Source organism: Paenibacillus sp. SRL342 (genome assembly GCF_984798905.1).
On record NZ_OZ481790.1, the window covers coordinates 3,878,713 to 3,902,988 of the forward strand.

25 protein-coding genes are annotated in these 24,276 nt (G+C 42.5%); 22 read left to right on the plus strand and 3 right to left on the minus strand.

Annotation, left to right across the window (positions count from 1 at the left end; all coding sequences use genetic code 11):
• Window positions 1–3: 3 nt before the first annotated feature.
• From AC4E8D_RS16945 to AC4E8D_RS17005, 13 genes are all read left to right on the plus strand, one after another.
• Entirely contained in the window at window positions 4–885 is an 882-nt protein-coding gene (locus tag AC4E8D_RS16945; RefSeq protein WP_260632761.1) for a DUF8832 domain-containing protein, read from the plus strand.
• Between the two features lie 12 nt (window positions 886–897).
• On the plus strand, window positions 898–1,527 hold the full coding sequence (locus AC4E8D_RS16950; protein WP_221821425.1) for an NAD(P)/FAD-dependent oxidoreductase: 630 nt from the start codon (window positions 898–900) through the stop codon (window positions 1,525–1,527).
• 5 nt (window positions 1,528–1,532) lie between these two features.
• Entirely contained in the window at window positions 1,533–1,736 is a 204-nt protein-coding gene (locus AC4E8D_RS16955) for a heavy-metal-associated domain-containing protein (RefSeq protein WP_221821426.1), read from the plus strand.
• Window positions 1,737–1,769: 33 nt separating this feature from the next.
• On the plus strand, window positions 1,770–2,009 hold the full coding sequence (locus tag AC4E8D_RS16960) for a glutaredoxin family protein (protein WP_074095290.1): 240 nt from the start codon (window positions 1,770–1,772) through the stop codon (window positions 2,007–2,009).
• 240 nt (window positions 2,010–2,249) lie between these two features.
• A complete protein-coding gene (locus tag AC4E8D_RS16965) occupies window positions 2,250–2,579 on the plus strand; it encodes a metal-sensitive transcriptional regulator (protein ID WP_047843212.1) in 330 nt (109 codons plus the stop codon).
• Between the two features lie 259 nt (window positions 2,580–2,838).
• Complete coding sequence (gene licT, locus AC4E8D_RS16970; protein WP_076250546.1) at window positions 2,839–3,678, plus strand: BglG family transcription antiterminator LicT; 840 nt, start codon at window positions 2,839–2,841, stop codon at window positions 3,676–3,678.
• A 146-nt stretch (window positions 3,679–3,824) separates the two neighbouring features.
• Window positions 3,825–5,690 (plus strand): beta-glucoside-specific PTS transporter subunit IIABC, encoded by a 1,866-nt coding sequence (locus AC4E8D_RS16975; RefSeq protein ID WP_449004686.1) that lies wholly within the window; start codon window positions 3,825–3,827, stop codon window positions 5,688–5,690.
• A gap of 20 nt (window positions 5,691–5,710) precedes the next feature.
• Window positions 5,711–7,171 (plus strand): glycoside hydrolase family 1 protein, encoded by a 1,461-nt coding sequence (locus AC4E8D_RS16980; RefSeq protein ID WP_221821428.1) that lies wholly within the window; start codon window positions 5,711–5,713, stop codon window positions 7,169–7,171.
• Window positions 7,172–7,478: 307 nt separating this feature from the next.
• Window positions 7,479–8,696, plus strand: coding sequence for a DNA polymerase IV (locus AC4E8D_RS16985; protein WP_221821766.1), 1,218 nt, complete (start codon window positions 7,479–7,481; stop codon window positions 8,694–8,696).
• On the plus strand, window positions 8,693–9,040 hold the full coding sequence (locus AC4E8D_RS16990) for a YolD-like family protein (RefSeq protein WP_100527527.1): 348 nt from the start codon (window positions 8,693–8,695) through the stop codon (window positions 9,038–9,040). The genes AC4E8D_RS16985 and AC4E8D_RS16990 overlap by 4 nt, the downstream gene beginning before the upstream one ends.
• Before the next feature lies 1 nt (window position 9,041).
• Entirely contained in the window at window positions 9,042–9,410 is a 369-nt protein-coding gene (locus AC4E8D_RS16995) for a YhjD family protein (protein ID WP_036613922.1), read from the plus strand.
• A gap of 109 nt (window positions 9,411–9,519) precedes the next feature.
• Complete coding sequence (locus AC4E8D_RS17000) at window positions 9,520–9,759, plus strand: hypothetical protein (RefSeq protein WP_260632763.1); 240 nt, start codon at window positions 9,520–9,522, stop codon at window positions 9,757–9,759.
• 15 nt (window positions 9,760–9,774) lie between these two features.
• Complete coding sequence (locus AC4E8D_RS17005) at window positions 9,775–10,608, plus strand: SPL family radical SAM protein (RefSeq protein WP_221821429.1); 834 nt, start codon at window positions 9,775–9,777, stop codon at window positions 10,606–10,608.
• 196 nt (window positions 10,609–10,804) lie between these two features.
• On the opposite strand, the gene AC4E8D_RS17010 is transcribed toward AC4E8D_RS17005, so the two are convergent.
• The gene (locus AC4E8D_RS17010) at window positions 10,805–11,161 is read right to left on the minus strand and encodes a winged helix-turn-helix transcriptional regulator (RefSeq protein WP_221821430.1); all 357 of its coding nucleotides are present in this window, start codon (window positions 11,159–11,161) and stop codon (window positions 10,805–10,807) included.
• 371 nt (window positions 11,162–11,532) lie between these two features.
• Here AC4E8D_RS17010 and AC4E8D_RS17015 point away from each other — a divergent pair, with 371 nt between their 5' ends.
• Window positions 11,533–11,952: an ester cyclase gene (locus AC4E8D_RS17015; RefSeq protein ID WP_221821431.1), complete on the plus strand. Its 420-nt coding sequence runs from the start codon at window positions 11,533–11,535 to the stop codon at window positions 11,950–11,952.
• 83 nt (window positions 11,953–12,035) lie between these two features.
• On the opposite strand, the gene AC4E8D_RS17020 is transcribed toward AC4E8D_RS17015, so the two are convergent.
• Window positions 12,036–13,346 (minus strand): amidohydrolase family protein, encoded by a 1,311-nt coding sequence (locus AC4E8D_RS17020; RefSeq protein ID WP_221821767.1) that lies wholly within the window; start codon window positions 13,344–13,346, stop codon window positions 12,036–12,038.
• A gap of 166 nt (window positions 13,347–13,512) precedes the next feature.
• On the opposite strand from AC4E8D_RS17020, the gene AC4E8D_RS17025 reads away from it, so the two are divergent.
• From AC4E8D_RS17025 to AC4E8D_RS17035, 3 genes are all read left to right on the plus strand, one after another.
• A complete protein-coding gene (locus tag AC4E8D_RS17025) occupies window positions 13,513–13,941 on the plus strand; it encodes a MarR family winged helix-turn-helix transcriptional regulator (protein WP_036673638.1) in 429 nt (142 codons plus the stop codon).
• Window positions 13,942–14,104: 163 nt separating this feature from the next.
• Window positions 14,105–14,551: a GNAT family N-acetyltransferase gene (locus AC4E8D_RS17030; RefSeq protein WP_221821432.1), complete on the plus strand. Its 447-nt coding sequence runs from the start codon at window positions 14,105–14,107 to the stop codon at window positions 14,549–14,551.
• A 406-nt stretch (window positions 14,552–14,957) separates the two neighbouring features.
• Window positions 14,958–15,749 carry an SDR family oxidoreductase gene (locus AC4E8D_RS17035; protein WP_221821433.1) on the plus strand — a complete coding sequence of 264 codons (792 nt, stop codon included), beginning with the start codon at window positions 14,958–14,960 and terminating at the stop codon, window positions 15,747–15,749.
• A gap of 160 nt (window positions 15,750–15,909) precedes the next feature.
• On the opposite strand, the gene AC4E8D_RS17040 is transcribed toward AC4E8D_RS17035, so the two are convergent.
• A complete protein-coding gene (locus AC4E8D_RS17040) occupies window positions 15,910–16,167 on the minus strand; it encodes a GlsB/YeaQ/YmgE family stress response membrane protein (protein WP_074095306.1) in 258 nt (85 codons plus the stop codon).
• A gap of 199 nt (window positions 16,168–16,366) precedes the next feature.
• Between AC4E8D_RS17040 and AC4E8D_RS17045 the strand changes: the two genes are divergently transcribed.
• From AC4E8D_RS17045 to AC4E8D_RS17065, 5 genes are all read left to right on the plus strand, one after another.
• Window positions 16,367–18,019: an extracellular solute-binding protein gene (locus tag AC4E8D_RS17045; protein WP_260632799.1), complete on the plus strand. Its 1,653-nt coding sequence runs from the start codon at window positions 16,367–16,369 to the stop codon at window positions 18,017–18,019.
• Window positions 18,020–18,092: 73 nt separating this feature from the next.
• Window positions 18,093–19,931 (plus strand): sensor histidine kinase, encoded by a 1,839-nt coding sequence (locus AC4E8D_RS17050; RefSeq protein WP_221821435.1) that lies wholly within the window; start codon window positions 18,093–18,095, stop codon window positions 19,929–19,931.
• A 3-nt stretch (window positions 19,932–19,934) separates the two neighbouring features.
• Window positions 19,935–21,476, plus strand: a complete 1,542-nt coding sequence (locus AC4E8D_RS17055) for a response regulator (RefSeq protein ID WP_221821436.1) — start codon at window positions 19,935–19,937, stop codon at window positions 21,474–21,476.
• Between the two features lie 154 nt (window positions 21,477–21,630).
• Entirely contained in the window at window positions 21,631–23,679 is a 2,049-nt protein-coding gene (locus tag AC4E8D_RS17060) for a glycoside hydrolase family 16 protein (protein WP_260632764.1), read from the plus strand.
• A gap of 202 nt (window positions 23,680–23,881) precedes the next feature.
• Window positions 23,882–24,256 (plus strand): DUF2750 domain-containing protein, encoded by a 375-nt coding sequence (locus AC4E8D_RS17065; RefSeq protein ID WP_221821437.1) that lies wholly within the window; start codon window positions 23,882–23,884, stop codon window positions 24,254–24,256.
• Window positions 24,257–24,276: the final 20 nt, after the last annotated feature.

Genomic DNA, 24,276 nt, shown 5'->3' on the forward strand with positions numbered 1-24,276 from the left:
ATAATGATGATGAGGAGTAAAAAAATCATGCTAATGTTAACCGGTGTTTTAGCTTTCGGTGTGTTGTCTGCTTGCGGAACCCCTAAAGAAAGTGCACATACAGATGGACATGGTGGTATGAATCATACTGAGAAGAATTCTGAAACTGAAGGTGCGAGTCATGATCATGCAGGGCCTCATGCTGATTCAACAGCAAGTATCCTTAAAGCCTCGTTCTCCTTTGCATCAGATGTGAAGGCCAATGAAAATTCGCATCTGACAATTCAAATCACGGACGCCGATGGAAATCCGGTTAATGAATTTGAGATGGGCCACGAAAAACGAATGCACCTTATCGTGGTGAGTAAAGATCTTTCTTACTTTAATCACATTCATCCAGATTATAAAGGCGATGGAAAGTTTGCGATTGAAACTTCATTTCCAGTCGGTGGCGAATACAAAATCCTTGCCGACTTTGTTCCAAAAGGTGGAGCGAGTACTGCACTCAGTGAATGGGTGAACGTTGGGGGACAAGAAAAAGCCCAAAAGCCTGTTCATGCGGATTCCAACCTTGTAAAAGAAGTGGATGGTAAAAAAATCGAACTTTCATTGAGTACCAAAAAGGCCAACAACGACGTAAATCTGACCTTTAATATCATGGATGCGTCAACGAACGAAGGGATTAATAATCTTGAACAATACCTCGGTGCTGTAGGTCATGTTGTTATCCTTTCTGAGGATGCAGAGCAATATCTGCATGTTCATCCAACAGAGGAAAAGGCACCAGGTCCAAAAGCGGAATTTATGACCTCCTTCCCGCATAGCGGAATCTATAAAATCTGGGGCCAATTCCAACATGATGGGGAAGTTTTTACAGTACCTTTTGTAGTAGATGTAAGTGAGTAGAGAGGTATGAGCATGCGAGATCAAATTAAAATAGCGATTAGTCCAGCAATCCAACTTGGTGGAAGCTTATTCACTCCGGAGCAACTAGTTAAAATTGGCGAGATTATTAGTCCAGATTCAAAAGTGGAGATGACACCCTTTAAGCAACTCTACGCAGAAGTATCGATTGAACAACGAGAGCAGATCACAAATGAACTTGAGGATCACGGTCTTGAAATAAACCCTGCAGGATTTGTAACCAAAAGTCTGATCGCTTGCAACTTTTGTAGAGGTGCAGAAGAAGCAGGCATGGAAACAGCCAAAAATTTAAATCAGGCCATTTCCGGTATCGAGACGCCTACACCACTCAAGATTGGATATGCTGGATGCGCCTTAGGCACTAGTGAACCGTTGATTAAGGATATTGGGATCGTAAAGATGCGCGATAAGTTCGATGTTTATGTTGGTGGCGAGTCGAAGGGGCTTAAACCCTCCTTCGCCAAGCTGCTACATTCCGGATTAACGGAGGATCAGCTTATTCCTTTTGTTACCGCAATTGTTGATTATTATAAGATGCATGCAAAAGGCAAAGAAAAGTTCAGCAAATTCGTTAATCGAATGACACTGGAAAACTTGAAGTCTATGACGCTTGAAAGGGGGTGAAAACAGTGAAAGAAGCAACTGTAAAAATTCAAGGTATGTCTTGCCGTTCTTGTGTAACTAAAATTGAAGGTGCAATTAGCGCTATTGGAGCTGAAGGGCACGTTAATTTTGAACAAGGAACAGTAGAAGTTCGATTTGACGATTCTAAAGTTCAAATCGCTGAAATTGAAGAAGCGATCCGTAAAAAAGGATATAACGTCGGAGCGTAATATATATTGAAATACAAGGGAGAGTAATTGGGCATGACGGAATCCATTCAGATTTATTCAATCCCAACCTGCAGCGATTGCAATTATGCTAAACGTTACTTTAAAGAGCATGAGCTTCCCTATACGGATTACAATTGTGAAGAAGATGCCAAGTACGCTGAGGAAGTCTGGAAGTTGACTGGCAAACAGGTTGTTCCAACCATTGTCATTGGAGATAAGGTCTTTGTAGGCTTTGCCGAAAATCTCACTGAAATCAGTGAGTTAGTTAAGTAACTCTTACGACCCCGGTCAACTTTTGACCGGGGTTATTCTTAATAAAAATATACCTTTGACTGATATATCTTTGTAGGAGTGGAGGGTATAATATGCTTACAAGATGCAGTAGATGGTTGCCCAACCGATTCAATCTTGGTTGATGACAAGCCGTTCTCTTAGCACGTACCATGATACTTCTTGCTCCCTTTACATAGGGTAGGGGGGGATGGTAATGTGTTAATAAAGGAGTTGATCTACATGGATGATACGATACTTGAGGCCGCCTCATGTGACCATACATCTTCAAACGAGCGGAAAAGCCATCATTCGGAGAGTACAAAGCGAAAATTAATTAGCCGGTTGAATCGGATTGAAGGGCAAGTGCGTGGAGTAAAAGGAATGATTGAGAAGGATACGTATTGTGATGACGTGTTGCACCAAATTGCCTCCATTCAATCCGCATTGAATGGCGTAGGAAAGCAGCTTTTGGAACATCATATGAAAAGCTGTGTCATTGAACGCATTTCAGAAGGCGATCACAAAGTTTTGGATGAACTGATGATCACTGTAAATAAGTTAATTAAGTAAGCTAGGATAGGGGAGATATCCTCTTGTTTTATTCAGGCAAATGCCCCATCAGTACTTCAAATGACCATATTGACAAATCTAACGCCTTCCACTAAGATAATCGTACAAGTAAATAATGAATATAATCAGGATTGTTACTGATCAGCAGGCAAGACCGATTAATATGCAAACATGTAGAGTTTAATACCATGGGTGCACTATTAATGGTCTTTTTTATTTGCTAAATTCTGTTAACGTTTCATTTTAAAAGGAGATTCGTATGAAAATCACGCGAATTATTAATAATAATGTCGTCTGCGCTGTAAATGAAAGACGCCAGGAGATGATGCTTCTAGGAAGTGGCATTGGTTTTCAGAAGAAAAAAGGAGACGATGTGGACACAGAGAAGATTGAGAAAGAATTTTTCCTGAAGTCCAAAAATGTAACTGGCAAATTATATGCCCTGCTCGCGCAGATTCCGATGGAGTACATCCGTGTGTCCGATAGTATTATTCAATATGCCAAGCAGTCCTTGGATAAAGAGCTGAATGAAAATATATATTTGACGCTAACAGACCATATTAACTTCGCCGTATCACGCTATAAACAGGGAATGAACTTCAACAATGCGTTATTGTCTGAAATTAAAGCATTCTACGCCAATGAGTATCGAGTGGCTTTGAAGGCTTTGGATATGATTAATCAAGAATTCAACATTACGTTGCCTGAAGATGAGGCTGGATTTATTGCGCTTCATATTGTCAATGCAGAGCTCGGATCTGAAATGGAAGATACCATGAAGATGACACAATTGATTCAAAAGGTTTTAAATATTATTCGTTATCAGTTCAAAATTCACTTTAACGAAAGCTCCCTTCACTACTCTAGACTGATCACGCATCTAAAGTTTTTTGCCTATCGTCTGTTTAACAATACGGTGATGAAAAGTAATGATAACGATTTCCTCAATATTATTAAAGAAAAATATAAGCTAGAGTACCAATGTAGTCTAAGAATTGCGCAGTTGATTCGGGTAGACTATGGGAAAGAATTAACCGAAGACGAATTGGTGTATTTAACTGTTCATATCAAAAGGGTGACTGATGAAGAAAGGGATTGACCCATCATCGCTCCATAATGACTATACTAGGATTGTTACTGGTGATGCAGGCAAGACCTAGAGTTCCATCGTGTATAGAGCATATCTATATTCGATAGAACTCTAGGTCTTTTTTTGTAGAATAATACATTGAAGGGGGAACAAAAATGAAACATGAACAAACGGCTACCGACATTCTAAAACTTGTTGGTGGTGAAAAAAACATTGAAAGTGTTACACACTGTGCTACCAGGTTGCGCTTTAATTTGAAAGACGAGTCGATTGCAAACAACGAAGCACTGAAAAACGTACAAGGAGTTGTGGGCGTTGCCAGTAGTGGAGGTCAGTATCAGGTCATTATTGGTAATGAGGTCAACAACGTCTATAAAGCCCTTGCGCAACTAGGGAACTTTACAAGCAAGAATGATACTCCAACTGTGAAAAAAGGAAAAGTCTCCACTGTTCTGGACACGATTTCCGGAATCTTTACACCTATCCTACCGGCGATGATTGGTTGCGCCATGATTAAGGCAGTTCTTCTTATTTTGAAAACCTTTGATCTCGTTGACCTTGACGGTCAATTTAATACGATTATGACTTTCGTCGGGGATGCGGCTTATTACTTCTTGCCAATGCTGCTCGCCTGGAGTGCTGCTGTTAAACTTAAAGCTAATGTGGGTTTTGCGTTAACCATTGCGGGTATCTTGTTACATCCTAGCTTTTCGGCGTTGATGTCTGCGGGTGAGCCTGTTACGTTCTTCGGTCTGCCTGTTACACAAGCAACGTATTCTTCTTCCGTTATTCCAATTATTCTAGCTGTATGGATCCTGTCATATGTGGAACGATTTGCTGAAAAGTATTCTCCTTCCGTGATCAAATCCATTTTGAAACCTTTAGTTGTAATCCTTGTTATGGCGCCTCTAACATTAATTATTCTAGGACCATTGGGTGCAATTGCCGGTAACTATCTTGCTTCTGCTGTATCCTATGTCAATACACACGCAGGATGGTTAGTGTCTGGTATTATCGGCGGAGCATTCCCATTCCTGATTCTGACGGGGATGCACTATAGTTTGGGACCCGTTGTCCTCACTGCTTATGCGCAGACAAAAACTGATGGCATTGTTGGCCCAGGTATGCTCGTACACAATATTGCTCAAGGTGCAGCTGCGCTCGCGGTCGCATTAAGAACCAAAAATAAGGCGTTTAAACAAGTTGCATACTCTACTAGCGTAACTGCGCTGTTAGGAATTAGCGAACCTGCATTGTTTGGTGTAAATCTACGGTTGAAAAAACCGCTGATCGCTGTTGTCATTGGTGGTATTGTAGGCGGAATATACGTTGGCTTGTTCGGAGTAGCTCGATCTGCTCTAGGCATTGCCGGCTTGGCTACGTTGCCAGCATTTATCACAGATAATCCATGGAACCTAATCCATGCAGCAATTGGTCTGGTCATTGGCTTTGTTGTTACCTTCTTGATGACGCTTATTTTAGGATTTGAAGATGTGCCTGAGGATGGAGAGGATCAACAAACACCAGCCAATTCATCTTCAACAAACCGTGTGCCTGTTGTTAGTGTTTCTGAACATGTGCTCATAGCACCAATGACTGGTCGAGTTCTAGAGTTATCAACAATAAAGGACGAAGCTTTTGCAACTGGAGCTATGGGAAAAGGGATCGCCATTGAACCTACAGTTGGAAAGCTTGTTTCACCAGCCGATGGTGTCATATCCGCGGTATTCCCTACCTTCCACGCAATCGGTATTAGCTCGAATAATGGGGCTGAACTCCTCGTTCATATCGGCATGAACACGGTGAAGCTGAAAGGTGAACATTTCAAGGTGCATGTACAAGAAGGTGATGAAGTAAAAGCTGGGGATTTACTTATCGAATTCGATACAGATGCAATAGCCGCCAAAGGTTATGATCTGACTACACCTATTATTGTTACGAATTCAGATGACTTTACAGATGTAATTGGTATAGACAAACCATCGATTATGATCGGTGAAAAACTAATGAAGATCATATAAGAATACAAGGAGGAATTCCAATGAAGAACACAACCGTATTCCCGGACTCTTTTATGTGGGGCGGCGCAACAGCGGCGAATCAATACGAGGGTGCCTGGAACATTGATGGTAAAAAGGCAAGTACAGCAGATATGATGACGGGTGGAACGCATACTATTCCAAGACGGATCACTAAACACATTGAGGAGGGCGTAAACTATCCTTCCCATGAGGCAGTAGACTTTTACCATCATTACAAAGAAGATATCCGTCTGTTTGCAGAGATGGGCTTTCGATGCTTCAGAATGTCCATTGCTTGGTCCAGAATATTCCCCAACGGGGACGATATAACGCCAAATGAAGCAGGACTTCAATTTTACGACAAGGTGTTCAGTGAACTGAAAAAGTATAATATTGAACCCATCGTTACGATCTCACATTACGAAGCTCCGTTTGCGCTAACTGAGAAGTTCAATGCTTGGGCTTCCAGAGAGATGATCGACTGCTACGTACGGTATTGTGAGACCATTTTCACCCGTTACAAGGATGTCGTGAAGTACTGGATTACATTTAATGAGATCAATAGTTTAATTGTTCCAGCAGGTGCATATATAGCAGGGGCATTATTAGTTGATGATAGTGGTGTATTTAACAATACGGTTGTGGATAGTACGCAATTAAGATTCCAGGCTTTACATCATCAATTTATAGCAAGTGCAAAAGCTGTCAAGCTTGCTCATGAGATTAATCCGGCGTTCCAAATCGGTTGCATGATTAATTATAGTCATGGTTACGGAAGTACATGTAAACCGGAAGATATGTTGAAGGCTCTGAGAATGGATCAGATTAACAATATGCTGAGCAGTGACGTGCAAGTTAGAGGGGAATACCCTGACTTTGCCAAGAGATATTTTAATGAGAACAATATTCAGATTGAGATGGCAGAAGAAGACGTAGAAGTGCTAAAACAAGGCTGTGTTGATTTTTATAGCTTCAGCTACTACAAATCTCATGTAGTGGGTACCCGCCCAGAGGGTGATGAGACCCAGGGGAATGTCTTTGGTGGATTCAAAAATCCATATTTGAAGGCAAATGATTGGGGATGGCAAATCGATCCAGTTGGACTTCGTTACGTACTCAATCATGTGTACGATCGGTATAGAATCCCTGTAATGATCGTTGAAAATGGTCTGGGAGCGGTTGATGTCATCGAAGAGGATGGCTCTATCCATGATACGTACAGGATCAATTTCCTGCGAGATCATATCGAACAAATGAGAGAAGCTATCCTCGATGGCGTTAATCTTATCGGCTACACGGCTTGGGGTTGCATCGACATCGTTAGTGCCTCAACTGGCGAAATGGAGAAACGCTACGGATTCATTTATGTAGATAAGGATAACGAGGGCAGTGGTACCCTGAAAAGAAGTAAAAAGGACAGTTTCCACTGGTATAAAAAGGTGATTGAATCCAACGGGGAAAGATTGGATTTGGAAATATAATTTGCACTCGAACGAAAGATGATCCAATCTTTAAATTCTATCAAATAGACCAAGTACTTATCACTTTGTGAGACAAGTACTTGGTTTTTTGTGCATCAATAATAAAACTAAGAATTAATTATTTTGATGGCTACAGTGGCTGACAATATCCAGTCTACAGTTCATTATGGTGTCCAAGGGTTTTCAAAAGCTAAATATAAATATTTACCTCTTGCATAAAGAACATGTGTTCGGTCTATAATATATACAAACATACGTTCTTAAAAGTACAGGAGTGATTACAGTGTTGACTAAGCAACGAACCATTATGCTCATTGATATGCAGTCGTTTTATGCTTCAGTCGAAAAGGCAAAAATGCCTCAATACAAAAATAGACCATTAGCTGTTGCGGGAGACCCCGCAAGACGCTCTGGAATTATCCTTGCCGCTTGTCCACTAGCCAAGGCGAAGGGTGTGTCTACCGCGGAACCACTCTGGCAGTCTCTTCAGAAGTGCCCTGAACTGATCATTGTGAGACCACACATGCAAGAATATATCGAAGTATCCACTCAAATCATGTCCATTATTGAAGAGTTCACCGATCTGGTCGAACCGTACAGTATAGACGAATTATTCGCTGATTTTACAGGGTCTATGCATCTATTCGGTAATGATCCAGTTGATTTGGCCAAGCAAATTCAAGACAAAATCTATAATGAAACAGGCGTTTACGCGAGAGCTGGCATTGGTGAAAACAAAATCATCAGTAAATTATGCTGCGATATGATCGCTAAAAAAGCAGAGGGGGGCATTTTCCACTTAAAAAAAGAGGAGTTACACCTCCATATTGGAGATAGGCCCATCCGCGATATGTGGGGGATCGGCTCCAGAATGGAAAAACATCTGTGGAAGATGGGCATCCGAACCATTAGAGACCTGGCGAATACGCCTCTTTCCAAATTAAGAAGTAAGTGGGGTGTTAATGGAGAAGTCATTTGGCGAGTCGCAAATGGACTCGACAATTCGCCGGTAACCGTCAACACGCACAGTACACAAAAAGATATTGGAAACGGAATGACCCTACCTAGAGATTTCACAGAGGCTTGGGAGATCGAAGTGGTTATTCTCGATATCTGCACAGAAGTATGCAGAAGAGCCCGCAAAAAGGGACTGATGAGTAGTGTAGTATCTGTGAGTGTGTCTGGAGCGGATTTTGACCACCCCACTGGTTTTCACAGGCAGGTGAAACTGTCTGATCCTACAAACATAACCGTTGATGTATGCAAGATAGCCAAACGCATATTTCATCAACACTGGGATGGGCAACCTGTGCGCCGTGTAGGCGTATCCCTGTCTCAATTATCCAACGCGGATACATATCAACTATCTTTTTTTGATGATCAAGAGCAGAAACGGGCCATTGATCAGGTGATGGACGATATTAAGGATCGATTTGGCGACATTGCCATTCTACGAGCAAGCTCCATTACGGCTGCGGGTCAAGCGATCGATCGAGCATCTAAAATTGGGGGGCATTATAAATGAGCAAAAAACTGGAGGCCAATGGATTATGGGAATCGAGCCGCATGATGCTTCCTCAACATAAAGAACGAATTATACAGCATCGTACTCAAGTTCATTATCTAACGAAACCGCTGATCCATGAAGATGAGTGGGAGATTATTACACAAAATATAGATATGTCGCTCAATTATACATTGCAAGCCACCTTTGAAATATTTACTGAGTCAGGCAATCGGGATATACACGGGATCGTCACTTCAGTCAGTACCTTTGGAAAGAAAATCAAAATTGAAATGGAGAATGGATTTGAATGGGTCGATTTTGATCAATTGGTCGCTGTAAAACTTGAAGAAGGAGGCGTGTAAAGTGCGACAGACTTTCGAGGAACTTTCACTCGTGAAGAGGGTGGTAGAGCTCCCTTATCTTTTAGGTGCTCTGGAGGTAGATAAACATAAAATATACGCTTCAAACTTCAAAATGAAATCTGTGTATGTTGACTACTTGGACGGTACTCAAAAGAAAATTGCTTTAGAGATGTACAAATCAAAACAAAGGCTAAAGGAACATCATATTAAAATCATAGATGAAGTGAGATCTGAGCTGAGTTTAACGGTAGATTATTCGGTGAGAGGTTACATTCATAAAATGACATTATTATGGAGCAAAGTGAAAGTGGATGTAACCTTAATGCTTACCGAACATATGAACGTTGATATTACTGAATTGCCCACATGAACATAGAAAATAAGAATCTAACTCATGGATGCGGCAACCAATACGAGCAGATCTTTCGGCAAACTGGGAATCACGAAAAAGATAAATAAAAAGGCAGAGTAAACTATGTTTGGATGTCAAAGATAAAAAAACTCATTATTATATATCTGCCCCTTTATTCGGTAAGGACATTCAAAAGAAAAGCCGCGAAGGAGGAGGAATAGCAGAAGGTTTAAGACAATCGAGAAATCAGCAGGATGCCCAATTTTCGGGTTCGCTAGCGGGACGTAATTATCAAGTCATCATTTCAAGTAGCATGAGAAATTTTAAGATAAAACGCAAGAGGAGAAGTGGGCGTAAAAGTAATTGAGGGGATGGTAGCGTCATGCCAATTGAAATCAAAGACATTGTGTCTAAGAAAATATTAAGTGAAGTAAAAGGTTATCTAGATATTGGTTTTACTCATTCACTAAATCCCTATACGGGTTGTGCATTTGCTTGCGAATACTGTTATGTCAGAGAAATGCCTATTCAAAAGTTTAAGGATATTCCTTGGGGATCGTGGGTGGATGTCAAGAAAAATGCAGCAGAAAACTATCTAAAGGAAGTCTCTCTTCTAAGACGTAAAAATAAACCCATAAGTATATTCATGTCATCAGCCACAGATCCTTATCAACCTGTAGAGCAGAGGGCAAACATTACAAGAAGCCTATTGGAAGAAATGGATAAAAACCCACCAGATTCACTTCAAATTCAAACTAGAAGCCCGCTGGTTGCCAGAGACCTTGATATACTTCTGAAATTAAAAGGAAAATGTCGAATTATGGTTTCAATGACAATCGAGACAGATCGCGAAGACGTGAAACGAATTTTTTCGCCCTATGCTCCTGGAATAGATTTACGAGTTAAAGCCTTGAAAAAGATAAATGATGCAGGGATACATACACAAATATCTATCTCCCCTGTGCTACCTTTTTCACCTAATTTCGCTAACATGTTACAAGGCATAACTGATCGAATTTGGATTGATACGCTATTGATTGGTGATGGTCAAATGGGGATGAGATCTAAGCGGTTAGGGATGCCACAATTATTTGAGGCGAACGGCTGGGACAGATGGTACGAGAAAAGCATTCATCTGAAAGTCGAAAAATATTTTAAGGCAAGGTTTCCATCTGAAATTATTCATGTATCCAAAAACAATGCATATCCATTTTGATTTTAAATAGCCAATTATTTAATGAGGATCTTGTCCGTTTTTTCTTCATGCAATAGAAATATTGCAGAAACTGGTGTTCGAAGATCAACTCTCTCATACGAATTAATGGAGGACGCATGAGTCCTCCATTGACTTAACTTGAAGATGTAGAGGAATTTATTCTATTTTGAAATGACCGTGGAGTAACAATTTGACATCATTCACTCTGATCAATATCGTTTGGAAGTTCATCATTGAGTTTCTGGTACCCGAGTCCCCATGTTTCCATAGAGAATATAATTGGCTTCAGTGAATTTCCTAAATCACTTAAGCTGTATTCGACTCTCGGAGGGACTTCTGCAAAAACAGTACGAATGACAATTCCATCCTCTTCCATTGAACGTAAATTTTCAGTGAGAACCTTTTGGCTGATCTCCGGGATACTTTTACGAAGTTCTCCGAATCGATGAGTTCCCTTCAAAAGATCCCTCATAACCAATAACTTCCACTTGTTACCTATCAATCCAACTGTCGTTGCGACGGGACACAACGGTAACTCTTTTTTTGAAATCACTGTATTATCGCCTCCAATAGTTACTATTAGGTTCCTATATAACAAAAAGGCGCCTACTTTCAAAACAATACATTGCTTATATTATAATTCTGTCTATGAAAAATCAAATGAAAATGAATGAAAGGAGGAGGGAGTTCGCAAAATAGTTTATGGATACAACTGAGTGACTATTTTTTGAATCATATGTTAACGTTCTTGAATTCTTGGAGACAGCATTTAGAGATCAGTTTATTGGCTCTGCAACCTAAAGATAAAATAATAGTTACAAAAAGGTTCCTATGCAACATTAAGGTGCCTACTTACCAAGTATCTAAAGTAGAGATAAAATTTAAGTGAAGGCATATGCTCACGAAATAGAAAGGGGTTTAAATATGACGATTACAGAAAACAAACAATTGATGCATCGATTCACGAACTTCATTAATACGGCAAGCAAAGAGCTTGCTGAAGAATTGATTGCTCCAGATGCTGTTTTTTATGTACCTATGCAAAAAGAACCAATGAATGGTCCCAGTGGTTATCTCTCCATAATTCATATGATGAGATCTGGTTTTTCCGATATACAGTGGACTGTTAAGGAGCTAGTAGCAGAAGAGGATCTAATAGCAGCTCATTTTGTCATGAAGGGCACACAAGACGGAGAGTTTCTCGGGTTTCCACCAACGAGCAAAAAAATCGAAGTAAATGCAATGAATTTTTATCGGATCTCCAATGGCCAAATTATTGAAGAGTATGGTCAACCTGATATGCTTGGCTTGCTTCAACAAATAGGGGCAATTCCAAAAGCATAATTAGATTAAAGTAGAAGAGGGACTGCATTTTTGCACTCCCTCTTCTTAGTGATTTTACAATTAGGAAATATAAACTACTAGTTTTAGCCTAGTTTTTGCGAACCATTGAACCACACGGATTTGATTGACAAGGTATCTGAAATATTAGTGATCGGATCACCGTTTATGAGAATAAGATCAGCACGTGCACCTTCGGTAATCCGGCCACGATCATGTAGACCAAAGCAACGGGCCGGTTTGGAAGTAGCCGACTGAAGAGCTTCGATCGGAGTGAACCCAGCCTTCACCAGCAACTGCATTTCGTGGTGAACACTAGCCCCATGAGCAAGGCCACCAAGGTTCGGAACAGGAACCGGTGCGACATCCGTCCCTACAAGAATATCAACTCCGGCACGGTGAAGATCCATCACATTTTTAAAGCTGTTCTCCATATTGCCTTGTGGGAACGTATTGAAGCTTGAGTTCAAGATATCGATCCAATCCGGACTTAATTTGGAATGAACTCGTGGATCATTAGCCAATTCTGATGCCGGATTACCTATAATTGATGAATTCAACACCAAGCACGGTGTAACAAAAGCTCCAGAATCAGCTATGGATTTAACCAATTCGGACGTGTACTCGGGTCTGTCGATAAACAAGTGGCCCAAACCGTCGACTCCAAAATCGATGGCAGCTTTCGATGAAAGAGCCGTCAAAACGTGGGCAATGACCAACTTATCGAACTTGTGGGCTTCAGTAACGGCTGTTTTTAGAATCTCATCACTTAGAACAGGCAGGCCAGGTGCACCCATAACCGTTCCCTCTTCAATCATGATCTTAATATAGTCAGATCCATTCTCCACCTGGGTATGCACATGTTTGATCGCTTCATCAACCGTCGTCACTTGAGGTATTTCGTCGTGATCGTGAGCGTAGGCGGCTAACATTGCTTCCCGGTCTTCCTCCGATAACTTCTCTAGTTCCTTTAATACGAATTCAGGTATTTCATCTCCATCAGGCAGTAATTCATCTGGGTGCCCACCAGGAGCGGTAATCGCTGTCCCAGCAGATCGGACGTCTGCTATGTCATCCACATTTTTTAGCTGAATTTCGCGCCCTCTTTTCGTAAAATCGCCGTTCATTTCGAGTTCTGTTGTAACACCGAATTTTAAGGCATCTCGTAATCCACCAATGGAGGTATGGACATGTGCATCAATCAGACCAGGCATTAATGTCGCATTTTCTCCATCGATAATTGTTGCATCGCTTGGGATGTCTCCGCCCACTGAAATAATGGATACCCCTTTAATGACAATATGTCTGGGAACAATAATTTGATATCCATCAAAGATTCGTACATTTGTAATCGCCGTAATTCCTTCTGACCCAGCATTCTGATTTAATTTCTCCATCATAACTCCTCCTAATGTGTTTGTGTTTCAACACTTCGGAGTATAACTGTTAGATACCTAACAGTCAATAGTCTAACTTTTGTTTGACAAGCCTACTGGGATCACTGTATATTTTAGCTACTTACAATTAGATTCCTAACAATTACAGAGGGGACGATGGACGGTCATGCATTCCCGAGAAGATACACCTTATATGGATTTGTTTCAAATTATCGGTCTTAAGTTAAAGAAAAGAGCGGATGAGAGTATAAAAGAGCTAGGATTAAGTTCTCAACAAGGAAAAGTAATCGATTATATTTATGAGAATCAAGATAATCATATTATTCAAAAGGATCTTGCAGATCGGTTTCACCTGCGTGGGGCAAGCGTTACAAGCATGCTTCAAGGTCTAGAGCAAAAAGGTTTCATCGAACGTAAAATCCCGGCCAATAATGAACGGCAAAAAAATATTTATGTATTACCAAAAGCGGTTGACTTGATTGAAGACTTCAATAACTCATTTCAAAAAGTGGAGGATGAAATCGTTCAAGCCCTTAATGACGAGGAGAAGCAAATCTTAAAGAAATTACTGATCAGAATTAATGAACGCATATAATAGACTGGCAGGCAGAGGTAACTGGTGGCCATAGAACACTGATGACATTGATTTCTCATCAGGAATTATTACTTACAATGGAACGGAAATCTTGGATCAAGAAGATATTTTTCAAGTCATTACTGCATCGTTTGAAAATCTTTCTATTTAAGGCGGTATATTAATGAACAAATTTGAAATTAAAGTATCTAACTATAATCCCAAGTATGCTGAACATACAGTGAAAATGTGGAGAGATAGTAAGGAACGGGCAATTGGTCAGGCTGAAACCCATAGCTTCGAAAACCATCTATATTTTTTAAATCATATATTATCTAAACAGTATCAAATAGATTTAGCGTTAATTGATGAAAAAGTAGTTGGAATGATTGCCTATAGTGAAACTGAGATAAGCCAACTTTATATTCATATTGATTATCAAGGGAATGGAATAGGGCGAACCTTGCTTAATAAAGCAAAAGCACAAGCAAATGGAAAATTAACTTTATATACATTTGAAGTGAATAAAAATGCCCAAAGATTTTATGAGAATAATGGATTTGAAATTACTGGTAGAGGACAAGAAAATGAAGAGAATTTACCTGATATACGATATGAATTGAAGTTGTAAAAATCGAATATAAAGTTACATTCAAAAAAGTGAACAGTCTGCAGGTTAGCAGGATGCTTGACCACCCAACCATTTTCACTGGAAATGTAATCCCATGTATTTGTCTTGACAGTAATTGAGTCTGACTCGTAATATTTAAAGTGGAGATGTAGGAAAGGGGACTCGCCGGACAATGTGGACTTCCTTGTAATGGTTATCTAAACTGGATCGCTCGACTTGGTGTTTTGGTTATAACCACACGCCTGGTTTGTGATGCCGATCCGCAATCATTCAAGGGACGCGAGGAACCGTTTGAATCAAACCCGGGCGCGGATACTTGATGTATCCGCTTTTTGTTATACCTAGGATAATTCCATCTCCAATGAAAAATGGTTTTCTCCCTCCCTTATTAAACGGAGGTAATAAAATGACCAAACTATACGGAAAAACCGCTATTGTGACAGGCACAAGCCGCCCCGGAGGTATTGGAACCGCTGTCTGCCGCACGTTGGCACAAGAAGGCGCTAATGTGTTCTATACCCATCTGTACGATTACGATAAAACAGAGAATCCGGGGGATGCCGACAAAAACTGGCCGGATCTCTTTGCCGAAGAACTTCGCTCCTATGGCGTTAAGGCAGCGCATATGGAGGTCGATCTTACCGATCCCAATTCTCCAGCGCAACTGCTTGATGCATGCCGATCGGCTCTCGGGCTGCCGACCATTCTCGTCAACAACGCTACCTACAGTGTAGCAGCTGATTTCCGTCAATTAAATGCATCATTGATCGATGCGCACTGCGCCATGAACATTCGAGGTACGTTCATGCTATCGGCCGAATTTGCGCGTATGCTGGAGGTTGAACTGGCCGGCCGTCAGGTCCTTTGCGGCGGCCGGATCATCAACCTCACGTCTGGTCAAGGTAAGGGGCCGATGCCTGGCAATCTCGCTTATGCCGCAACAAAAGGCGCTGTCTCCACCTTTACCGAATGTCTATCTGCTGAACTGGCTCCGTTTCACATTACTGTGAATGCGGTTGATCCCGGGCCTACCGATACGGGTTGGATGTCGGAAGAAGTGAAAAAAGCTTTGCTACCGGGATTTCCAATGGGCCGTATCGGTCTTCCTGAAGATGTGTCCCGTCTGATTGCTTTTCTGGCAAGCGACGATTCTCAATGGATCACCGGACAAATCATTCATTCTAGAGGTGGATTCTAATTTCCATAAAACCAAAGGAGGCCGCCGATCAACAGGATCGGCGGCTTTATTCGACTACCGGGTGGAAACTACACTTTATGAAGAAGATTATGCAACGGTGGCGAAAGAAGCTTTACTTCAATACCCAATCAATTGGTTAAAAACTTGTCGTCTCCGCCTTTTAACGTCTTCGGAACGCTCCACCGCGCGCCAGAGCATAGAAAATCAAGAGAGCAATGATCGACCCGACGATCGCGGGTATGATATGAAATCCACCCACCACCGGCCCCCTCGGTCCCAACAGTTCATACCCTAACCACGATCCAACAAAGCCAGCAATGATATTGCCGAGTACGCCTCCCGGCACGTCTCGTCCAATCAGATTTCCGCTTAACCAGCCAATTAGCCCACCGACAATAAGTATCCAGATTAAATACACGAATTGGTCTCCCTTCCATTGATTTATTACAAGTTATGTTTCGTTAGGGGGAATGTTGCGGATCATCTGCGAATCGACCATTAAACCATTTCCATTTTAATCCAAGGGTAGTAAAATCGGTTGTACCACCACTAGTATGAATGCTGATGCAGATGGGGATTGGAGATCGCCAGTATAGGAAGGAGGCACTTAGGTGTTCATGTTTCGAAGTCCTTTTATTATAGCCTTATTGATGATGTGTCTGATGTCAGGCTTGACTGCTTGTTCTGAGTCAGAGCAATCGGAAGATAGGCGTGCTTCGACAAAGGTTGACTTCACGGAGCAGATACAGAGCCTTAATCTGAATCTGGAAGAACCGTCATGGAAGCTGGATACCACCCCCGTGAATCTAACGTGGTTCGTTGGAGCTGAATGGTACGGGCAAACTTGGGGTGAGAGCCTGACTTCCAAATATGTCACCCAAAAAACAGGGGTCAATATCGAATTTGAAGTATCAACTGGTGAACCAAGCGAGATGTTATCACGGATGTTGACGACCGGTAGTCTGCCGGATCTGATAACCATCGGCTCCTGGGAGAGTGCGGTTAACAAACTTCGGGAGAGTAATCTCATCTATGCCCTGGATGAGCTAGCCAACAAGTATGATCCTTACTTTTACAAGGTAGCAGGTGATGATGCTCTGCAATGGTATCGGCAGGAAGACGGCCATACCTATGTCATCCCCAATGATGCGTACAGTCCCGAACAGATGCGTTCAACCGGCTTGACGGGAGCGAACCAAACCTTTCTCGTACGTAAAGATCTGTATGAGTCGATGGGCAAACCGGACCTTACCACACCAAAAGGTTTTCTAAATGCATTGCAATTGCTGAAGAATCAATATTCTGTTTATAAAGGCAAGCTGATCAGTCCGTTCTGGGCACAGGGGAATGCATCCTATGGGATGACCGAATATTTGCAAAATCTGCTTGCGATCCCCCATGAACAGAACGGTAAAGTATACGACCGAATGACAGATCCGGATTATATTGAGTGGCTGAAAACATTTCGTATCGCTTACGAGCAGGGCCTGATTAATGTTGATTTTCTGGTCGACTCCAGTGCACAGGTGCAGGAAAAAACCAACCAAGCCCAATATTTTATGATGATTCGGGAATGGACAGACATAGAAGACCTTAATTCGAAATTGGAAGTCATTACGAATCAGAGTTCATACTATATTGCTGTAGATGGACCCCGGAGCAGCAGGGGAGAATCCGCCAAACTGTTTCCTGGCAGCATGGATGGCTGGATGGTTACGATGATTAGCAGATCCACGGAAAACCCTGAACGGGCCATCCGATTTTTGACCTATCTGGCCAGCGAAGAAGGCCAAAGGGATTTATTTTTGGGCATAGAAGGTGAAACCTGGGCGATGAAGAACGGCAAACCACAGTTGACGGCGGCAATGCTTCAGTTGCATGACACGGATAGGGAGCGGCTGGAAAAGGAATATGGCATTATGGATACCTACTGGATGCTGCGAAACCCTGCTTTCGTTAACAAGTGGAGACCAGAGAATGCCCCATCCATTAAGCAAATGGAGGAGTTCGCCAACCAACAGGCCGATCTGGACAGCGGCATCTATAAGGGACTAGATCCTATAGGGGATTCCGATATAGCGTTAGCCTGGTCACGTATTTCTCAGAATTGGGAAGAAGTGCTGCCAGAACTGCTTACAGCGAAGGATGAAGCTGCCTTTGACAAAATTTTTGAGAATTTTCTGATACGTCGTGTGAACTACGGCTTTAACCAGGTGATGGAATATCGCCAGGCTGAACTGGAACTGCGGAAAGCCAAGATAGCCAGATAACCATTCCTACTACATTGTTAACGATCAGCTAACTAGTAATATATGGTATAAAGAAGGTGGTGAATACATCAGAATGAAATACCCACTAACGAGATTGAGGAAGCTTTATCGCAATGCCAGTATATCCCAAAAGCTGTTTCTGGCATTTAGCCTGATGATTGCCATACCTGTTATCTTGATATCCTTTGTGTATATCCGCATGCAAGAAACCCAGCTATATAAGGACGCTATGGCAACGGGCAACAGCCACGTTTCATGGCTGAATGAACAATTGCGCAGAAGAATGGATATGATTGAGAACGCTTCCAATACAGCCCTTACTCAAAAGTCATTTGTGGATTTTATTCATTCCAATATGCTTGTGGATGGACTGCGTCTGGTGAAGTTTAAGCAGAACCAGTTTGAGCAAATGCTTAATATCATTCAAAGCAATGCGATGATCAGTGAGCTTAGCTTTTACGTTGATAACCCAAACTTGTATGAAATCTGGCCTGAAATCTATCATTATAAGAAATTTTGGCCGCAGGATTACTGGGTAAAGCTTCGGGACGAAGGTGGTGCGGCTTACCGTTTATTTTCTTTTAGGGATGGTGAACACACATTATCCTACTATCGTCTGGTTCGCCTTCAAGGGCAGGAGCAAAAACGCCCTAGTATTATGGAAGTGCGAGCCCCGCACAGCATGTTTTTCAGCGACCTGCTCCAGGAGAGCAAGGGGGACTTCTTTTCGGTGTTGATGAACGCAAGCGATCCTCCCCAATATGTTTACAATCCCCAGCATGAGTTTTCTGAGAAGTACGGGCAGGGGATGGAGGAGATCCTTGGCAGTATTCATCACCAGCTGGATATAGTGCCGCAGGAAAGCCCGCTTCAGGTTAAGGTGGGAGATCAGAGCTTCTATGCATTGTATCGATACATCGCTCCGTTGAACACTTATGTGGTCGAGATTGCTTCCCATCAGGCATTGATGAAAGGGCCGCGCAGTTGGTATGCATTTGTGGTAATGATTACATTATGTGTATTGTTGCTCATTATGTTACTCGTATCCCAAACGACGCGGCGTATTTTCCGGCGGTTGGACAGCGTACTGGTATCTATGCGTCAGGTAGGGAAAGGCGAGCTGGATGCAATGATTGATATAGGCCTTGATGAGAACGAAAGAGGGGATGAAATCGATGAGGTGGCGGTGAATTACAATAAAATGTTACATGAGGTCAAACGTCTAATGACACAGGTCGTGGATAAGCAGTTAATTGCCAAAAACGCACAGTTGCATTCCCTACATTCGCAGATTAATTCTCATTTTTTATATAACGCCCTGGAATCGATCCGTATGGAGGCAGAGGTACAGAGGCAGCCTGCTATAGCTAATTCATTGGTGTCGTTGGGCTCCCAGCTACGTTACAGCATGCAGTGGCGCAGCGATACCGTTGCTTTTCGTGAGGAGCTTGCCAATATCCAAAGTTATATTGAATTTATCAACTTTATGGAAGGCGGCAGTATCGTTATGACGGCGGATCTTCCTCCGGAGATACTTCGCTACGCCATTCCCAAGATGTGTATGCAGCCTATCGTTGAAAATGTAGTTCATCACGGGGCACCTTCAGGCGGCAGGGTAACTATAGAGATTACCTTTTCTGTGGAGAATGACAGTCTGCTTTTCATTAACATAAGAGATGACGGAAAGGGGTTAGAGCCTGAAATGTTACACCGTCTTCAGGCATTACTGCGGAGCGAATCGGATACACCGATGGTTACTAGCAGGAGCGGACTTGGTTTGGAAAACGTGAATAAGCGATTGCAGCTTCATTATGGCAAGAATTGCGGTCTTTGGATTGATAGTGTGCAAGGTGCATATACCTGCGTAACGATACGCTTGCCTTGGGAAAATGTAAATCTTGGAGGGTGGTAGAGCATGATTAATATCCTGATTGTGGACGATCAAAAACACATTCGTGACGGCCTGCAAGCCATGCTGCATCAATTTCCTCTGGAGCTGAACAACGTATACTGTGCCGCGAGTGGGATTGAGGCGCTGTCCCTATTGCGGCAGCATTGCATTCACATCGTTATTACCGATATTATGATGCCCGATATGGATGGGTTGACGCTCATGGCTCAAACCAAAGAGGAATACATGGATGTGGAATACCTCATTATCAGCGGTTATAGTGATTTTACATATGCCCAACAAGCTATCGGGCTTGGTGCAAAGGGTTACTTGCTCAAACCTTTGAAGCGAGAGGATCTGCAACATTCCCTGGAGCATGTATGGCAAGAGATCCAGACACGGCAGGCACTTACGCATAATATGCAGCGTGTATCCCGCCTCGCCCAAGAGACCGATCGTAAAGAATTAAGAATGTTTATGCAAGGTGCGTTAAGTGATGACGCATGGATCCTTCAGATTGAGGAACAAAATGATGCGTTATGGCGTAATTATCGCCTAGCCCTGCTGCGGGAAGAAGTTTACATGAACCAGCCCGGAGCCAGCAGCGCTCATAGTATGGAAGCCATTGCTTGTCGTGTGTTTGGCAGACAAGGTTGTATTTGCCTGCAACATCGCCCATACCTGATCCTTGCGGTGGATGCGTCCATAGATCCAAGTGTTTTGCCAGCAGCGCTCAAGGAAGCAAAGATCGATGCCATAACGGCCATGACTAACCCGATGCAGGGGTTAAAAGAACTACCCGACAGCTATAACCAAGTGCTTGAGCTCTATCGCCACAGTTACCTGTTTCCTGATCAGTACAGTATCTCCCCAGCACATATTGAGCATATGGAACAGCAGTGGCAACTGCCCTATGAAGACTTATATGAACTGTTCCAGTCGATTGGAACAGATAACAGCGGAACAATTACTCAGGGTATTTCTGCAATATTTCACAAAAAGGTGCTGCAACGTTATCCTATTCGCTATACCCAACAGCTCTGCGCCGCCACCGTTCAGATGATGGAGGAATACCAACGAGTTATCCACCCTTATATGGGGGAAGAAGTGCTGGATCTTGAATCCTTGCGTAATCTCTTTGATTATCAAGGGATACGTGAGTATCTACAAGCACTGCAACAGCAGCTGCTTCGGCTGAATCAGTTATATTATGACTATAAGTGCAGCTATCGCCATTCGCAGGATCTAAATGAAGCCATTCGTTTTATACACGAGAGTTACCACAAACCACTGGACCTCGCGATGGTATCCAATCATGTATCGCTTAATTATGCTTATTTTTCAAATCTGTTTAAGAAGAATATTGGTAAAGGTTTTGCTGAATACCTACGAGATGTGCGTCTGGATAAAGCGCGGCGGCTTCTCGCCGAAACCGATCATAAAATTGTGGAGGTGGCTGCTATGGTTGGCTATGAAAGCTATAAAAGCTTTACACGCGCGTTCCGACTTGCGATGCAGATCCAACCCACAGAGTACCGACAGATGATGCGGCAGAAGGCAGAATGAATCAAAAGCCAAAAAAAATGGGATACCACAAAAACAATTGTACCTTTTCAGCGAATTAATCTATTCGATAGAATAAAGATACCCCTTCATGTAAGCGATTTCCTTAATGCGCATGGATTGGGAGAAGCTAATATTTTATTAAAGGAGGACTATCATGAAACCATCTCACTTTGCGGCGAAACGGTTTATGAAAAAGGTACTCGGTATGTTCCTTGTGGTTGTGATGCTGACTAGTATTGGCATACTGCCAGCTTCAAAGGTTCAGGCAGCGGGAACTACCGTAACCTCAATGGAGTACTTCTCACCAGCAGACGGGCCTGTTATTTCAAAATCAGGGGTTGGCAAGGCCAGCTACGGATTTGTTATGCCTAAGTTCAATGGAGGCTCCGCGACATGGAATGATGTTCACAGTGATGTCGGCGTGAATGTAAAAGTGGGCAACAACTGGGTTGATATCGACCAGGCAGGCGGTTATATCTATAACCAAAACTGGGGGCACTGGAGCGATGGCGGCTTCAATGGTTATTGGTTCACCCTCTCCGCAACAACTGAGATTCAACTGTACTCCAAAGCGAATGGTGTTAAGCTGGAGTATCAACTTGTATTCCAAAACATCAACAAAACAACGATCACCGCGATGAATCCAACACAAGGTCCACAAATCACAGCAAGTTTCACAGGCGGTGCAGGCTTTACATATCCAACGTTCAACAATAATCCTGCGGTCACTTATGAAGCTGTTGCGGATGATTTGAAGGTGTATGTCAAACCTGTAAACAGCAACACCTGGATTGATATTGACAATAACGCAGCCAGCGGATGGATCTACGATCACAACTTTGGCCAATTCACCGACGGTGGAGGAGGTTACTGGTTTAACGTAACGGAGTCGATCAATGTCAAATTGGAATCAAAGACTTCTTCAACTAACCTTGTTTATACCATTACGTTTAATGAACCTACAAGAAATTCATATGTCATTACGCCATACGAAGGAACAACCTTCACAGCAGATGCGAATGGTTCCATAGGGGTTCCGCTTCCCAAAATTGATGGAGGCGCGCCAATCGCCAAGGAACTGGGCAATTTTGTATACCAAATTAACATGAATGGGCAATGGGTGGATTTGAGTAACTCCAGCCAGAGCAAATTTGCATACTCCGCTAATGGGTATAACAATATGTCCGATGCCAATCAGTGGGGTTACTGGGCCGATTATATCTATGGTCTTTGGTTCCAGCCAATCCAAGAAAATATGCAGATCCGTATCGGATATCCGCTGAACGGACAGGCGGGTGGAAATATTGGCAACAACTTCGTCAACTATACCTTCATCGGCAATCCAAATGCTCCGCGTCCGGATGTATCCGATCAAGAGGATATCTCAATCGGAACGCCAACCGACCCGGCAATCGCGGGCATGAACCTCATTTGGCAGGATGAATTCAATGGAACTACGCTGGATACAAATAAATGGAACTATGAAACAGGATATTATCTCAATAACGATCCCGGTACTTGGGGATGGGGAAATGCAGAACTGCAGCACTACACAAACAGCACTCAAAATGTTTATGTACAGGACGGGAAGCTGAATATCAAAGCCATGAACGACAGCAAATCTTTCCCACAAGACCCGAATCGGTATGCACAGTATTCTTCGGGAAAGATTAACACCAAGGATAAGCTGTCCTTGAAATACGGCAGAGTCGATTTTCGTGCCAAGCTTCCTACAGGTGATGGGGTATGGCCAGCACTGTGGATGCTTCCAAAAGATTCAGTATACGGCACTTGGGCTGCATCAGGCGAAATTGATGTTATGGAAGCGAGAGGCCGTCTGCCTGGATCAGTAAGCGGTACCATACACTTTGGTGGACAATGGCCCGGGAACCAGTATTCGGGCGGCGATTATCACTTCCCGGCGGGGCAAACTTTTGCCAATGATTATCATGTATATTCGGTAGTCTGGGAAGAGGACAATATTAAATGGTATGTAGACGGCAAGTTTTACTATAAAGTCACTAACGAGCAGTGGTATTCCGCAGCTGCACCGAATAATCCGAATGCACCTTTTGATGAGCCGTTCTACCTCATTATGAACTTGGCAATCGGCGGAAACTTTGACGGCGGCCGTACCCCGAACGCCTCCGATATCCCGGCGACGATGCAAGTGGATTATGTACGCGTGTATAAAGAACAGTAATTTGCGATTTCGGATATAGCGAATGAAGATCAGATGGAACAGATACTGGCCAAACCGAAGAACCTGAAATCTCATACTCAAAAATAGGATTACGACCGATTCCCAATATTTCTACCTGGGAATCGGTCGTTTAAATTTAGACTCGATAATTCAGTTCTTCGGCTGCAACTCTTGTCGAAGGACAACATCATTAGGAGGAAATATGAATCAGAAAGAATTTGAATCAGTCATCAATCTCCCTGCAAATATTCGTTATGAATACTTCATCAAAAAAGTAGTAGATTCAGAAGAAGTGTGGGGGCTTTATGAGAATGGTTGGTCAGTTACTGAAGATGATGAAGGTAATAAATTACTTCCATTTTGGCCTAAGAAAGAATTCGCGGAACATTGTGCAACTGATGGTTGGGAAATTTACTCAAGTAAAAGTATGGATTTGTACGAGTTCATAGACGATTTTCTACCCAATTTAAAAAAAGAGGGTTTAAAACCTTCAATATTCTTAAATAATGCTGATTCTGCTGTATTAGAAGTCGATATACTAATTGAGGATTTAAAGACAGAACTTGAAAAATACTAACTTAAAACCTCAACGAAGGA